10 protein-coding genes are annotated in these 16,204 nt (G+C 51.9%); 2 read left to right on the top strand and 8 right to left on the bottom strand.

Annotated elements, in window-relative coordinates; genetic code table 11:
- Positions 1-147: 147 nt before the first annotated feature.
- On the bottom strand, positions 148-6,510 hold the full coding sequence (locus tag ACVV26_RS17270) for an inverse autotransporter beta domain-containing protein (protein WP_474798453.1): 6,363 nt from the start codon (positions 6,508-6,510) through the stop codon (positions 148-150).
- Between the two features lie 522 nt (positions 6,511-7,032).
- On the opposite strand from ACVV26_RS17270, the gene ACVV26_RS17275 reads away from it, so the two are divergent.
- Entirely contained in the window at positions 7,033-7,968 is a 936-nt protein-coding gene (locus tag ACVV26_RS17275) for an omptin family outer membrane protease (RefSeq protein ID WP_474801890.1), read from the top strand.
- Between the two features lie 275 nt (positions 7,969-8,243).
- Positions 8,244-8,534, top strand: a complete 291-nt coding sequence (locus ACVV26_RS17280; protein WP_474798454.1) for a hypothetical protein — start codon at positions 8,244-8,246, stop codon at positions 8,532-8,534.
- A gap of 77 nt (positions 8,535-8,611) precedes the next feature.
- On the opposite strand, the gene arnF is transcribed toward ACVV26_RS17280, so the two are convergent.
- From arnF to arnB, 7 genes are read right to left on the bottom strand one after another with little or no spacing between them, the layout of a single operon-like run.
- A complete protein-coding gene (gene arnF, locus ACVV26_RS17285) occupies positions 8,612-8,998 on the bottom strand; it encodes a 4-amino-4-deoxy-L-arabinose-phosphoundecaprenol flippase subunit ArnF (protein WP_474798456.1) in 387 nt (128 codons plus the stop codon).
- Entirely contained in the window at positions 8,989-9,321 is a 333-nt protein-coding gene (gene arnE / locus ACVV26_RS17290) for a 4-amino-4-deoxy-L-arabinose-phosphoundecaprenol flippase subunit ArnE (protein WP_474798457.1), read from the bottom strand. Before arnE ends, arnF begins: the two co-directional genes overlap by 10 nt.
- Complete coding sequence (gene arnT, locus ACVV26_RS17295) at positions 9,318-10,973, bottom strand: lipid IV(A) 4-amino-4-deoxy-L-arabinosyltransferase (RefSeq protein WP_474798458.1); 1,656 nt, start codon at positions 10,971-10,973, stop codon at positions 9,318-9,320. Before arnT ends, arnE begins: the two co-directional genes overlap by 4 nt.
- The gene (gene arnD / locus ACVV26_RS17300) at positions 10,973-11,872 is read right to left on the bottom strand and encodes a 4-deoxy-4-formamido-L-arabinose-phosphoundecaprenol deformylase (RefSeq protein ID WP_474798459.1); all 900 of its coding nucleotides are present in this window, start codon (positions 11,870-11,872) and stop codon (positions 10,973-10,975) included. Before arnD ends, arnT begins: the two co-directional genes overlap by 1 nt.
- On the bottom strand, positions 11,869-13,851 hold the full coding sequence (gene arnA, locus ACVV26_RS17305) for a bifunctional UDP-4-amino-4-deoxy-L-arabinose formyltransferase/UDP-glucuronic acid oxidase ArnA (protein WP_474798460.1): 1,983 nt from the start codon (positions 13,849-13,851) through the stop codon (positions 11,869-11,871). The genes arnD and arnA overlap by 4 nt, the downstream gene beginning before the upstream one ends.
- Positions 13,851-14,831, bottom strand: coding sequence for an undecaprenyl-phosphate 4-deoxy-4-formamido-L-arabinose transferase (gene arnC / locus ACVV26_RS17310; RefSeq protein WP_474798461.1), 981 nt, complete (start codon positions 14,829-14,831; stop codon positions 13,851-13,853). The genes arnA and arnC overlap by 1 nt, the downstream gene beginning before the upstream one ends.
- Complete coding sequence (gene arnB / locus ACVV26_RS17315) at positions 14,824-15,972, bottom strand: UDP-4-amino-4-deoxy-L-arabinose aminotransferase (RefSeq protein WP_474801892.1); 1,149 nt, start codon at positions 15,970-15,972, stop codon at positions 14,824-14,826. Before arnB ends, arnC begins: the two co-directional genes overlap by 8 nt.
- Positions 15,973-16,204: the final 232 nt, after the last annotated feature.

Raw genomic sequence — 16,204 nt, forward strand, 5'->3', positions numbered from 1 at the left:
TTTGTGGGATGGTTTTTTATATAAGGGAATGCGGCCAGCAGCAACACGCGGAGCGCGTTGGTCTCACTGGCTGTTGTCCACACACCCGAGTGCAACCTGCGCACTCGGGTGTTTCTTATAAAAACAGTTGACGCGACGCTGTCGGTATTAGTTCTGAATGCAATACGCATTTAATAGCGAATCGCCCTTCATTGAGCTAACCGAACCATCCGTCCCGACAACCCAGTACATATAATCAGGGATATAATCATCGGTCCATAATGTACGTTGACCTGAAAAGTCATGGTAGTGGGTAAGTTCGCCCCATTCACTAATCAATCCACCCAGAGTGCCACGTACCACTGAACCATGATCGGCGCTGCCGGTGAGTTCCTGGGTCGTGGGCAATCTGCCTGAGCCTGAGCAAAAATGTCTGGCGTCATAAACACTCATCGTTTTACTGATGACATTAAACCATTCTTTTATCGTGAAGCTGTACTGTACTCCCAGCCCCGAATTATGGTCTTTTAACCTTGCGGTAACCGTCACTTTCTGTCCGGCAGATCCGTAATCGCCTCCCGACAATTTCACCTCACCATTGCTGACCTTTACCCAGTCTGCATCGACTGTCCAGATATAATCTGAAGCGCTGCCGAAAGTTGGCACGATAGTGAACGACCCGTCAGCAAAGCCGGTGGTCGGGAAGCCCTGGCCCGGCGCATAGGAATACCCGTTTACCACAATTTCCTTCGGGGCCACCGCCACCATGATTGAATATGCCTGTGATGAGGACCCGCTACTCCACTCCGCCAGGCGCAGCGAAGCCGTCAGGCCAGTACCGGCGGATTGTGCCCGGTAAGTGGCGGTATAGGTTCCGTCATTGTTGTCATGCCAGTCTGACTTGATTACTGCGTTAGGCACTGTAACAGCCGCATCTGTCAGACGGGCAACTTCGCCAGCAACGGCATTGCCAAATAAGTCTTTTAGCGTGACAGTCACCGCCATGCTCTCGCCGGTAAAATAATAGTCTTCCTGTAGTGCAATGGTTGAATTGCCCTGTACCGGGACAGTGCTGATTATCTCATAGGGAGCCGACTGGATACCCTCATTCCATTCGTTGAGTTTCACGGACGCCGTCAGGCCGGTGCCAATGCTTTTCGCTGCGTATATCCGTGAATAGGTTCCGTCCCCTTTATCACTCCAGCCGTTGTCGGCTGTCGCTTCCGCACCCGGAACGGTCACAACCGTGTCGGTCAGCAGGCCTGCCTGACCAGGCACGGCATTCCCCCAGTCGTCCCTGAGCGTCACGATAACAGCCATGTTCTCGCCGGCAGTATATCGGGTGTTATCGCTGCTGATATCAGAAGCGTGCTCTGATGGCGCGCCGGCAATAATGTCATAGGCAGTGGATTTCACCTCTGCGCGCCATGCGGGAAAATGAATCGAGGCTGTCTGACCAGTACCGGCTTCAGCTGCGATTATCTGGGTCGTGTAGGTGCCGTCCTTGTTATCCACCCATTCAGTACGCGTATCGATTCTCGCACCCGACACCTTTACGTTCTCTGACGTCAGCAGGGATACGCGATCGTCTATCGGGTTATCAAATGCATCCCTGAGCGTGACAATGACCGTCATCCCCTCCCCGGCATTGTAGCTATTTTTATCAATGCTGATGGACGATCCTGTCTCCGCTGGATCGGATGCGTTGATGAAATACCCCTCTGAAGGTTTATTAAAATAGCGGGGCAGTGATAACCACGCATGCTGCTCATCTTTACTGGCCTTTGAGGTCGCGTACACCGCGCTGTAGTGCCCGTTCCCCTCGTCCGTCCAGGCCGTTTTCATCGTCCCTCCTTCCACGCTTACCGTCTGCTCGTTCAGCAAAAAGAGCCGGCCTGGAAGACCACCATTCCAGCCCGCCAGAAAGACATCCACGTTTATGTCTTCTCCGGCAGCATAGTGGGTTTTGTCGGTGCTGATGGTTGAGTTATCCCTGACAGGCGCCTCCAGAATGTTATAGGTTCCCGAGGACACGTCGCCGCTCCATCCGTTCACTTTCAGGGTGGCTTTGAGGGCCGATTGCTCGCTTTGCGCGGTCAGAATTTTTGTGTAGGTGCCGTCATTATGGTCTGTCCAGTCTTTCTCCCTGTCTACGCTAAGGGGCACAACGACAGAGTTATTCAGCAAAAAGCCCAGGCCGGACATGGCACTCCCTGCGGCATCCTTCAGCGTCACCGTGACGGTGATGGCCTGGCCGACGACATACTCGTTTTTGTCCACCATGATGGCCGAACCCTGTTCGGCAGGGATTGTGGTTGTGACTGAGTAAGTTACGGATTCTGTCGCGCTGTCCCAGTCGGGCATTTTAAACGTTGCCTTCAGATCTGCGCCCACCGCGTTTGCAATATAAATCCGGGTGTAGCTTCCGTTTCCGTTGTTTTGCCAGTCGGATTTGGGCTGCGTGTGAGGGACGGTGACCACATCATCTGTCAGCAGGGAGGTGCCGTTGATAATGGCATTATTCCACGCGTCCCTGAGAACAATGGTGACTTTCATATCATCGGCGGCGTTGTAGCGGGTGTTGTCCACAATAATGGAAGACGTGTCATGCGCAGGCGCAGCGGCATCGATGGAATACCCGTCTGATTTCACATCAGCTTTCCAGTCAACCAGCCTCAGAACGGCTTTCGCGCCCATTGTGGCCCACCTTGCGGTATAGACGGCGGTGTAGGTTCCGTCTCCCTTATCCACCCATGCTGTTTTAGGCTCGGCGCTTTGGACGTGAAGGGTATATTGATCAAAGAGTGCCGCCTGACCGGGGGTTCCGTTGCCGTCTGCGTCCCTGAGTGTGATATCAACCGTCATGTCCTCACCCACGATATAGCTGGTTTTGTCGGTACTGATGGCGGAGTTTTCCTGAACAGGAATACCGGCTGTTATAGCGAATGCCCCTGTTTCCAGCGGCGCGCTCCAGTCAGTCATCTGCAGCGTGGCCTTCAACTCTGCTCCCGCCGTTTTTGCCGTATACACTCGCGTGTAAGTTCCGTTGCCGCTGTCTGACCAACTGGTTTTGGGCTGTGTATTTGGCACCAACACGGCATCGTCAGTCAGCAGGGATGCCTGGCCGGTGATGGGGTTATTCCACGCGTCCTTAAGTGTGACAGTGAGCGTCATGTCATCAGCGGCGGTGTAGCTGTTTTTATCCAGCGTAATGGATGAACTGTCGTGCGCCGGGGCTGCCGCACTGATGAGATACTCCCCTGATGACACGCTGTCATTCCAACCCGCCAGCCTCACAAATGCCTTACTACCGGACGCGGCACGCGTTGCGGTATACACGGCGGTATAGGTTCCGTCGCCGTTATCTACCCATGCTGTTTTCAGCATCGCGCTCATTACTTTTATTCTGCGCTCTTCCAGCAACGCTATCTCTCCGGGAACGCCAGTGCCGAACTGGTCTTTTAGCGTGATGATGAGGGTCATATCTTCACCGGCGATATAGCTGGTTTTATCCGTGCTGATTGTCGAGCCGTCAGGTACAGGAGCGGTAAGAATACTGTAGGGCGATGAAGTATTTTCGCCGCTCCAGCCAGGCAGGGTCAGGGTGGCCTTCGTGTCTACGGCGTGTGAACTTGCTGAAAATATCCGTGTGTAGGTACCATCGCCGTTGTCACTCCAGTCGGTTTTCCGGTATACATTCGGCACCCTCACGGCACTGTCCGTCAACAGAGAGGCCTGCCCGGGCAGGGTATTGCCTGCCGCGTCTTTCAGGGTCACCGTTACGGTGACGTCATTATCAATAACGTAGAGGCTTTTATCGATACTGATGGTCGAACCGTCCTGTGCAGGGAAAGCGTTTATGACATCATACGTTTTGGTTTCCAGCGGCGTGCTCCAGTCGGCCATCTGCAGCCTGGCCTTCAGGCCTGCCCCCACTGTACTGGCGGTGTAAACCCTGGTGTAGGTCCCGTTGCCGTTGTCTGTCCAACGGGTTTTAGGCAGCGTGTTCGGCACCGTCACGGCGGTGTCAGTCAGCAGATCCGCCTGGCCTGGTAGCGGATTGTATTGCGCATCATTCAGTACCACCTTAACGGTCATCTCCTCCCCAACGGTATAGGTGGTGTGTTCATCAGTGTTTAAGACAATGGCCGAGCTGACTTGCGCTGGCAGGGGGGCCGATAATACGTATGCCCCTGATTCCACCGGCATCCGCCAGTCGACCATCTGTAGTGAAGATTTCAGCCCGCTTCCCGCTGTACTGGCAGTGTAAACTGCGCTGTAGATCCCGTTGCCATTATCCGACCAGCCTGTTTTGCGCATCGCATGCGGCACCATCACGACGGTATCTGTCAGCAGAGCGGTTTGCCCGACGACCGGGTTGCCTTTCTGGCTTCTCAGCGTGACGGTCACCGTCATATCCTGTCCCGCAGAATAGCGATCTTTATCCGTGCTGATGGTTGAACTTGTCGCAACGGGCGCAGCCACAATATCGTAGGCCGCTGAGGAGACCTCCTCCTTCCAGCCTGTCATCATCAGTATGGCTTTCAGGCCTGTGTTTTCGGTATTCGCCGTAAAGACCCGGGAGTAAGTGCCGTCACCGTTGTCGGTCCAGTTATCCGCTTTTGCCGTGCCGGACGGCACCTTCACTTTGTCGCTTCTCAGCAGTGCCGCCATGCCGGGTAACGGACTGCCTTCCGTGTCTTTAAGCATCACGGTCACGGTCATATCATTGCCGATCAGGTAGGCCTGGTTATCCATTTCGATAGATGAACTGGCCTGTGCAGGGAGGTTGCCTGTCAGCGCATATTTACCGGACAGCACAGAGGTGTTCCAGCCAGGGATCTGCAGTGAAGCCTGAAGGCCCGCGCCGGTCGCGGTGACGGTGTAAAGGTTGGTGTAGGTTCCGTCTTTGTTGTCCTGCCAACGGCTGTCCGGCACTGTTTCTCCGCCCGGTACGTTAACCGTTGTTTCGGTCAACAGGGCGGCTTTGCCGATTATCGCGCTGCCCCCGGGATCGTTCAGCGTGACTGTCACCTGTAAGGTGCTGCCTGCCGGGTAAGCCGTTTTATCGGTTCTGATTGATGAAGTCGTTGGCCAGGGGGGCGCTGTCGTTTGAGTCTGCGGGGAAAGCACAGTGATTTGGGTTGCCGCAGGCGCTGAATGATTCCCACGGGCATCGCTAGCCACAGCAGACAGGGTGTAGGTATTGATTGCCTCCAGACCTTGCTGGTAAGCGGGCAATATTACACTCCAGCCCGGACCGGTCGTGTCGGCAACCAGCTGGCCGCCCGCCGCCTCGAACTCTGCCGCCGACCACGCCATTCCGGCGTAGCCGTATTTGCTGTTAACGCTGACGCCCAGCGATTTCTGCTCGCCGCCGGTGCCGGTCACCAGTGACGCCATCTTCAGACGGATTACCTCCTTCTTGCGGTACTCCAGCACGATGTCGCTGTTGCGGTCCACCAGGTCGTGCCGGCTGCCCGCCAGGCTGCGCAGGGCCGCAACCGCATCCGGGTCTGTCTGTTTTGACCACGCCACGCCCGGCTGCACGGTCACCTCTGCACCGATGCGCGTGTCATGCCTGCCGCTCTGCCCCTGGCGCTGTTCCGCGCTCAGCGTCAGCAGGGGTACCGGGGTGTAGGTCAGACCCGCCGTGATGGCGTGCGGGTCGCGCTGGCGGTTTTCGGTGCCGAACAGCGCCACTTCGTTGCCGTAATACTGCTCGTACTTCAGCGTGGCCCCGAGGTGCGGCCACGCAGGCAGGTAGCCTTCGGTGCGGATGTCCCAGCCGTTAGCCGGGCGGGCTTCATAGTCCGTCACGTCCGGCGAGTCCCGCCAGTCCGAGAGGCGCAGGTAACCGTTGGCGGAGAGCTTAAGGTAGTCACGCCAGTATTCCGCGCCCACGCCCGCCCGGTAGTGGTAGCGGGAGAAGTCGTAATCGAAAAAGGTGTTGGCACCCAGCATGTAATCCGCCGCGAACCAGCGCAGCCCGAAGCCCAGGTTGCCCTGGGTGCGGTCGTCGGCGCGGTGAAGGCCGGTCTGGGTGAACGCCAGCATGTCCGGCTGCTCCCACAGGGGCACCAGCATATCGAACTGCGAGTTTTTCAGCGAGAAGCTGCGGTCCGCATCCAGCTGTACGCGGGCGGTGCCGAACTGGCTGAGCCAGTCCTGGACGGCGCCGCCGGCTGCGCCGGTGGCCATGCTGCGGGCCAGGGAGGCCGCGGCATCGCTGCTGCCATGCTGACCGAGCGCCCCGCCCACCTGAGAGGCGTAGCCGGCCATCCGTGAGGCCTGCTCATCACCCGCCGGGGCCTTATCGTCCCACGTCACTTCCGGCAGCGGGGCCATGCTGCTGGCGGGTTGCGTGACCTGCGGGCCATTGTCTGCGGCACGGGCTATCACAGGAGCAAAAGCTCCGGCGAGAGGGAAAAGTACCTGGATGAGGATATTCAGCCAGACGATCAGGCTGACAAGACGATGATGAATAAAACCCGCCTGGCGGGAGGTAGATACGTAAGTATTTTTATCCATGGGCTCTGAACTGAGAAGGAAGTTAAACAATTACCGACAGGTAAATCCGGTATCCCGTAAAACTCAGCATTTAAGCCAGCAACAGCAGAGCAATTGACCAGCAAAACCCGCCAATGCCAGATAATTAGCTGATTAATGATGCATAACGCAGTCAAGATTATTGATAGTACCGCAATGTTATAGTCAATAAGACTTATTATATTAAACCTTACCTAAATGAAATGGTTTTAATAGTTTTCGGGAAAATGACCGCGAGGAAGATCGCTTTGACCAGGAGGAAGAGACAAAGATGAAGTCATGAACAGATATTAATGAAAAGTGCTTTAATGAATACGGGCACGCTTTCGACACCGATTTTTTCGGAACAACCGTGAAAAAAAAGTTAATCGGGAACAAGTAAAACGCTTGCTGACACCCCGTTAAATAATTCCTAAATATAACCTCAACGCCCTGCATAAAATTGTTGAAAACAATCAGACGCAATGCGGAAATATAGCTTCCCCCCTAAAAAGAGAAGTGATGATGAGTAAATTAAAAGTTGCCCTGTTGGTTTTTTCTGTTCCGGTAAGTTTTTCATCCGTGGCAAGCATGCAGGATGATTTATTTACCCCAGAGAAAATATCAGCAGGCATTAATCTGGGCACCCTAAGCGGACAAACCAAAGAACGCGTCTACGATCCTGAAGAAGGGGGACGTAAGGTTAGCCAGCTTAACTGGAAATATAATAATGCAGCGGTAATTAACGGCGCCATTGACTGGGATTTTATGCCAGGAGTGTCATTAGGCGCATCTGGCTGGACCACGCTTGCCAGCAGGGGTGGTGATATGAATGATTATGACTGGACGAGTGAAACGCAGAAAGAATGGACCGATCACAGCAGTCATCCCAATACACGGCTGAATTATGCAAATGAATTTGATGTAAATATGAAAGGATGGCTTTTTAACGAACCCGACTGGCGTCTCGGCGTCATGGCGGGTTATCAGGAAAGCCGCTACAGCTTTACTGCTAAGGGTGGCGCTTACAGCTATGAAAACGGTGAATATACAGGCGATTTCCCGAGGGATGTGGCGGTTATAGGTTACCAGCAACGTTTCAAAATGCCCTATATCGGTCTTACCGGAAATTACCGTTACAGCAATTTTGAAGCCAGTGGCGCTTTCAAATACAGCGGCTGGGTGCATGCCACCGATAACGATGAACATTATCTTACCTCTACCACGTTTAAAGCTAAGGTTCATAACCAGAATTATTATGCTCTTTCAGGCAGTCTTGGCTATTACGTCACTGACAACGCAAAGGTCTATGTTGAAGGTATATGGAGTCGAGTCACCAATAAAAAGGGAAGCCTTTCAGATTACAACTACGACGAAAATACAACCGATAACGTCGCCGGTGCCAGCGGCATTGAAAACTACAATTTTATGACGACCGCCGGTCTGAAATACAGCTTCTGATAAAGCTGTTTATGATTAGGTGCTGCATAGAATTAAACTGCGCTTTCACTATGTGAGTTATGCCAAAGCATTCATGAAATTCGGGAACCAGAGCATTCGCCTCTGACGCCATAGATAATCTGTTGCAATGAATAAGTCACTTATTCATGTGGATGTCTCTGTTCCCCCGTCAAGTTGTACTTTCTGACGTCGTGAAACACTCTACCAGGCTATTTTGACTCACGTATTACTCAGGATACGACATCTGCATTTTTGTCCTACCAAAAGGATTAATTATGTTTGTTATAAGCACGGATAATTTCCCGGAAGGGATGAAACTGGTCAAAATTCATGGGCTGATTGAATATACCCACCGAATTGAAATCTCAGACAAAATTTTCACCGGCGACATAACCGAAGTAAACAAAAATGAATTTTACGAAGCGTATAAAAATTTTCTGAACAGTGCCTGGGATGGTAATGCTATTTACGGGGTGAAGATATCAACATCCACTGCCGTGTTTAACAATGGAATCTATCTCTATAAAACTTATTACGGAACACTTGCAACGATTGAACGCAAGTAATTACTGTGGATAGAAACCGCTCAGAAGAAATCTCAGCGGTTTTTTCGCAGAAAGCCAGCGTTTAGTGGTGGCAAATGTTAATTCCTCCTTTCTTTACCGCTTGTTATTTCCGAACCGCCCGAAAAAATAATCACCACACCCGACACTATCAGTACTACACCCACAAGACTTCGCCATAAAAAAGGTTCAGCGATGGCCGGTATAAACTGTGCAGCCAGCCATACGGCAGGATAACTCAGGCTCAGAACCGCATAGGCCTTTCCCAGAGGAACCCGGCGAAGAGCGAAAAACCAGAAGAGCATAGACACCGCATAGCCTATAAGGCCCCCCAGGAGCGCAAAGACAGGGGCAGTGAATAAAGCGTCTGACAGCGATCCTGAATGCAGGTTTATCGAGGCGAATTTTAATAAAAGCTGAGCCAGGCTCACCAAAAAAACACTGCACAATACGTTGATCAGCCCCACGGCAACGCTCCTGTTAATAAGACGACCCCGCTGAGAATTAAGAAAACACCAACCCAGTGTCCCGGGGTGATCCTTTCTTTCCAGATTAATTTTGCTGCCAGGGTGACCCAGACAAAATTAAGCGCCAGCATGGGATAGGCCAGACTGACCGGCGTGCTTTGTAATACCCATAACCACACGCCCATCCCCAGCGTTAATGAAATGATGGACAAGCCAAACCAGAGGATTATTGCCCGCCGTGTAACAGCAAGCGCTGCCTTTTTTTGCAGGGTCTGCCCTGTGCAGGTCAGTAAACTGGTCAGAATGATCCCGGAGATATTCATTTTTTCTGCTTATAGCAAAGCAATGTCAGCCGGCCTTCCATCAGCATGTAATCGGGCTTTGGAAGCGTTTTAAAATCCAGATTTTCGTTTTCAGAAAGCAGTAAGATCAGCGCAACGTCTCCGTTGTGATTAAACGCTTTTAGCCAGCCGGGGAAATCGGCTTCCCTGATAAAACGCCCGGCAGCATCAGGATACTGAAGCCCATATTTCATTTCTCCGGCTCGATCGTAAAAGGAGATATCGCTTCGCTCTAATTCCCATGCGATGGAGGCTGCAATGCCCGGGCTGTTCGCCAGAATATATTTACTGCCCATTAATGACGCGCGAATGGTTTTGATAAAATACTGCGGCTGTTTGGTATCAATAACGCTTTCGGGAATAGCATGGGATATCAGCAGTGCCATCCCAAGCGGACAGAGCGCCGCCAGCGTCCAGCGTCTTTCCGGTTCACGATAGCTCAGATAGCCAAAAGCCGCCCAGAGCAGGAAGATTAACAGGCCGAAACCCAGCGTGAAAATTTCAAATGGCGCAAAAAGCGGGCGACTGGCAATACTCCACGGCGCAAGTACCAGCAGAACAAAAAGTGCAGCCAGAATGCCAAACGCCATATTAATTCGGGCATTGATACGGTATACCGCCGTGGAGCAAGCGTATAAGCCATACCGGGCTGTCAACAAAGCCAGCGGTGCAAAACAAGGCAGTATGTAAGTGGGTAACTTGCCTTTCGCAATACTGAAGAACAGCAAGGGCATAAGGGTCCAGCAAAGCAGATAGAACAATGCCGGATGGTCATGCCGATTTTTCCAACCTGAGTGAAGTGCGCCAGGCAGGAGGCCAAGCCACGGTAAAAATCCTGCTAAAAACAGAGGAAGGTAATACCAGAAAGGGGCCTTATGCTGCGCGTCTTCATTGGCGAAACGCTGGATATGCTCCACCCAGAAAAAATAGTGCCAGAAATCCGGCTCGCGTTGGGCAATGGCGATCCCCCAGGGCAGCACCGTCAGCGTGGCAGTCACGATCGCCAGCCCACCGAATGTCAGAACGTCTTTCCATCGTCTGGCAAAAATAATCCAGGGAAGCGCCGCGATGACCGGTATAGCCAGCGCCAGAAAGCCTTTTGTCATCACCCCGAAACCGCAGGCTACCCCCAGTAATGCATAACTCAGTATCTTTTTTCCGTTCGTGGTTGCCTGAGTGGCCATCCAGAAAAGACACATCGCCGCAGTAAGCCACAGTGTCACCATCGGATCCAGAACGGCATAGGTGCCAACACCATAGACGAGAAATGAGGTGAGGTAGATGACAGAAGCCAGTAGCGCAGTGCGTTTATCACCCCACATCCGCCATGCCAGCCAGGCAATCAGTAACGCACTCAGGGTAACGGATAATACTGAACCAAAGCGTACGGCAAAGTTATTATGCCCAAAAAGCCACTGGCCAATATTATTTATCCAGTAACCTGCGACGGGTTTTTCAAAATAGCGTAAGCCGAAAAAATGCGGCACGATCCAGTCACCTGAAGCGAGCATTTCCCGACTGATTTCAGCGTAACGGGTTTCATCCGGTTGCCAGAGCGCTCTGGCATTTAGCGGAACCAGATAATACAGGACATAACCCATCAGCATTAATAAGAGGGCTTTGGCGCTTTTCATTATTTATTTCTCATCTTTTCCTGACAACCGAGCCACCCTTCCCTGCCCGCTATCCGTCCACGGACAATCCTGCCCTGAGGCAACGTCGTCAGGTCCTGCGGCATAAGTTCACCAAGCGGGCAAAACTGGACCGACTCATGCCGGGCTAGTTCCAGTAATGCCTCAAAATTTGCGGCTTCCGCGATACCTTCAACTTCTGCGTGAAGGGTATAAACCGGTATGCCGTTGTGAGAATGGATTTTATCGAGTAAATATCGGTTGAAGTCTGTGGCACCGGTTTCCCTGCCCACCACTTCATCCCAGGTGGGAAGAGAAACCGGAATTTGCACCGTCCCGGATTTGCCGTCTTCAAAGAGCGGAATAAAGGGACACTCTCCACGGCAGTCGCTGTTATAACGAAAACCAAAAATCTCTTTAGCCCGTAAAACGTCCTCGTCAGCCCGCCAGCCCGCCGCTGCTGAGCAAGGCACGTACCTTCCGGTGATCGTTTCCAGTTCGGTCACGCCACGGTTGATATCTGCATACAGCTGCTCGATTTCCCATGACCCTGCAAAAGTTTGCCAGGCAAAGTGGTCCCAGGCGTGCAGACCCACTTCATGGCGGATCGCTGTGCGGCGGATAATGTCATGGTTACCAGCGCCAATACGACGACCGGGCCAGAAAGTGCCGGCAAGCAAGATATCCCAGCCATAGAGTTTTGCTGCCCGGGTACGCAACATTTTGGTTAAGAAAGCGGGTTTCAGGAGTCGCCATAAATGGCGACCCATATTATCGGGTCCCACACTGAAAAATACGCTGGCGCGCACGTCATATTGCTCAAGGATATCGAGCAATCGGGGCATTCCCTGTCGGGTACCGCGCCAGGTATCAACATCAATACGCAGCCCCACCTTCTTCATGAGGCACTGTCCGGCAGGTCGACCGTGCGCAGGAAGTAATCCAGCGTTTCATCGATAGTCTGGCGCATGGCAATTTCCGGTTTCCAGGCTAACAGGCGTCGGGCATTACGAATACCGGGTTTGCGATGCGCCACATCCTGATAACCTTTACCGTAATAACTGCTGCTTTCCACTTCCCGGAAGCCGGCAAAAGGCGGGAAATAAGGTCGCAACGGATGACGCTCAAAGCTCTCAAGCAGCATCTCTGCCAGCTCTCTTATGCTGGCCTCGTTGTCTGGATTGCCGATGTTGATGATTTGCCGATCGCAGCAACCTTCCTTGTTTTCAATAATGCGAAACAGGGCTTCAATACCGTCACTGATATCCGTAAAGCAACGCTTCTGTTGCCCGCCATCAACCAGCTTGATGGGCGATCCTTCTACAAGATTGAGAATAAGTTGCGTAATGGCACGCGAACTGCCGATGCGGGCAGCATTCAGCGAATCGAGGCGCGGCCCCATCCAGTTGAAGGGGCGAAACAGCGTAAAACGTAACCCTTCTTTTTCGCCATAGGCCCAGATCACACGATCCAGAAGCTGTTTGGAGACAGAGTAGATCCAGCGTTGCTTATTGATGGGGCCCACAATCAGGTTGGAATTGTCCTCATCGAAAACCGTATCGCTACTCATGCCATACACTTCAGACGTGGATGGGAAGATAATCCGCTTTTTGTACTTCACGCAGTCGCGCACAATTTTGAGATTTTCTTCGAAGTCCAGTTCGAATACCCGCAGGGGATTACGGGTGTACTCAATGGGCGTAGCAATGGCGACCAGTGGTAAAATGACATCACATTTTTTGATGTGATATTCAATCCATTCGCTGTGAATGCTGATATCGCCTTCCACAAAATGAAAACGAGGGCAGCCCGTAAAGCGTGAAACGGCATCTGAACTGATATCCATACCGTAGACTTCGTATTTATCATCGCGTAAAAGTCGCTCAGTCAGATGATTGCCGATAAAACCGTTGACCCCAAGGATTAATACCCGGGTCCGGTCGCGCTTAACAACATCAGGAAACGCGGCAAGCATTGCCCCCTCGACCAGCCCCAGCGTTTGCGCCAATTGCGCACCCTGCATATATACGCCATTTTCGGTTTGCCCCGTTGCCACTTCCAGCGCCTGTTCGCCACAGGCAATCACCAGGGGGGCAGTACTCAGTACGGTGCCGCTTTTTGCGGCCGGGAAATCAGTGCGTACCTGCGATTTCCAGACCATGAATTTCGTATTGCCGACAAAACCGAATGCGCCGGGCCAGGGTGCCGAGACAGCGCGAACCAGGTTATGCAGCTTTTTAGCACTTTGCGTCCAGACCAGGCGCCCGTCTTCCGGGGTACGACGGCGCATAGTGGTTGCCTGGCTCTCGTCCTGTTCTTTTGCTTTCCACTTCCCTTCTTTGATGCCGGGAAGATAATGGCGCAACAGCTGTTGGGCGGTATTGCATAATTTATTATGCAATGACAACGCCATCTCTTCAGGGCCGATCGCCACACGTATTTGACCCACAATCGCGCCGGCATCCGCTTTTTTAACCATCTGATGTAGCGTTACCCCCGTTTCGGTTTCACCCTGGGCCAGTACCCAGTTCAGCGGCGCGCATCCGCGGTATTTCGGAAGCAATGAACCATGAAGGTTAAATGCACCGTGCGGTGCAATATTGAGGATCTCTGTGCTCAACAGATTGCGGTAATAGAACGAGAAAATAACGTCCGGTTTAATGGCTTTAATACGTTCAACCCACAATGGATGATTAACATCATCAGGTGCATAAACAGGAATACCTATTTCAGCCGCAAGCCGGGCAACTGAATCAAAAAACATATTTTCCTGAGGATGATCAGGATGAGTATAAATCGCAGCAATATCAAAACCGGCATCCAGCAACGCGCGAATACCTGTGCAACCCATATCATGATAGGCAAAGACAACAGCTTTCATTATTCCGCTTCTCCAGAAACTTTATCTATAGTACGGCTGACAACACGTTGAACGAAATAGCGGGGACGGGCGCGGACATCGTTATATATTCGCCCGATATATTCGCCCAGAAGCCCCATTCCAATAAACTGTGCGCCAATAAACATAAACAGCACGGCAAACAGCATAAAAACACCCTCTGCTGCCCATTGCGGCCCCAGAGTCAGACGTAACACCACCAGTAAAAGCGAAATGAAAAATCCCGATAAGGCGATAACACTGCCAAATACACTTAACAGGCGCAGGGGCGTGGTTGTCAGACACGTGACTAAGTCATACATCAGGTTTATCAGACGCAGGAAACTGTATTTGGATTCACCAAATGCGCGTTCGGCGTGCTGGACCGGAATATCCACGGTATGGCGAGCAAAGGTATTAGCCAGAACAGGGATAAAGGTACTTCGCTCATGGCAATTCAACATGGCCTCGACAATATGGCCACGATAAGCCCGGAGCATGCACCCGTAATCCGCCATCGGCTTACCCGTGGTGCGCTTGATTAACCAGTTGACCGATCGCGAACCCATTATTCTGAACCCGTTATCCTTACGATTCAGACGCTTTGTCCCGACCACATCAAATCCTTCTTCCGCTTTAGCAACCAGACGCGGGATCTCTTCAGGCGGATTTTGCAGGTCGGCATCAAGCGTAATAACCAGATCGCCGGTCACATAGCTGAAACCCGCCATGATGGCGGAATGCTGACCATAGTTACGGTTCAGTAAGATAGCGACAACGCAACTGTCCGGCTTTTGCGCTTCATTAATAATAAGGGTGGCTGATTCGTCACTGCTTCCGTCATCCACCAGTAAAATTTCGAAATATTTCCCGGTGAGATTACAGGCGAGATGAGTGCGGCGAATCAGTTCGCTAAGGCTTTCCTGCTCGTTATAAACCGGGATAACCACGGAGATTTTATTGACCGGAGAAGGATTAAGCATGATGTTCTCCCGCAATATCCCGCAGCGCAGTGATAACCCGTGTCACATCATCCTGAGTCATGCCTGGGAAAAGCGGCAGTGAGCAGATGCGTTCACTGTTCCACTCGGTATTCGGTAATGAAAGCCCGGGAAAACACTCACGGTAATATTTCTGGGTATGAACAGCGCGAAAATGCAGCCCTGTCCCAATACCACGTAATTTCAGCGCTTCCATCAGCGCATCGCGGTTTATTCCGCAACGCGCTTCATCAACGCGGATAATAAACAGATGCCATGCATGAAAATGGTCCCAGGCGGGAAGATTTAATGGCTGGAATGGCGTATCGGCAAGCTCATTCAGATAACGCCAGGCAATAACCGCCCGACGGGCATTTGCGCCACTCAGCTTGCCAAGCTGTACCAGTGCAAGCGCTGCATTAATATCAGCCAGGTTGTATTTAAAGCCAGGCGTCATGACCTCTGCCTGAGGTACACGGCCATGCGTCTGGCGGTCATAGGCGTCAATACCAAGCCCGTGAAATTTCAGGCTACGCAGGCGATCGGCCAGCGTATCGTCATCAGTGACAATCATGCCGCCTTCTGCACTGGTCACGTTTTTTATGGCATGAAATGAGAAGATGGCTGTACCGCCACGGCCAATATGCTCTCCCTTGTAATACGTCCCTATTGCATGGGCGGCATCTTCAATCACAGGGATACCATGACGTTCGCCAACCTGACGGATAGCATCAATATCAGCCGGAGCGCCAGCATAGTGAACCGGAACGATGGCTCTGGTGCGTGGTGTGATACTGGCTTCTATCGTTTGCGCAGTGACCATCAGATTGTCCCGGTCGACATCCACCATGACGGGCGTAGCGCCAAGCAACACAATCATATTTATGGTTGAAACCCACGTCATGGAAGGGGTGATCACTTCATCACCCGGTCCAATGCCGAGTGCCATCAGGGTAATATGCATTCCGGCTGTCGCTGAACTTACCGCAATCGCATTGCGGCTACCGGTAAGCATCCGGATCGACTGTTCAAGCTCCTCACTAACAGGGCCTGTGGTTATCCAGCCTGAATGAATAACATCGGTGATTGCCCTGATTTCTTCTTCACCGGTAAAGGGCTTTGAAAAGGGCAAAAAATCCGACAAATAACCGTTAGCATCAATTTTCATTAATACATTTCTTTTAGCAGCAATATATAAGGTTATATGTTGCCCCGTGAAAGTTTAATGGAATTACAACGAAGCATAATCATATAAAATGGCCCATTAAAAAACCGCTGCAGCGGTTCTTTAAAAACATACTGTTTTGGTAAAAATAACAAGCAGTTCATTAGGTTATATTTAAAAATCCCTCGTGGATTTTTGTTGATTTAAAGAG

Source organism: Atlantibacter sp. MEI4A-1023 (assembly GCF_056155425.1).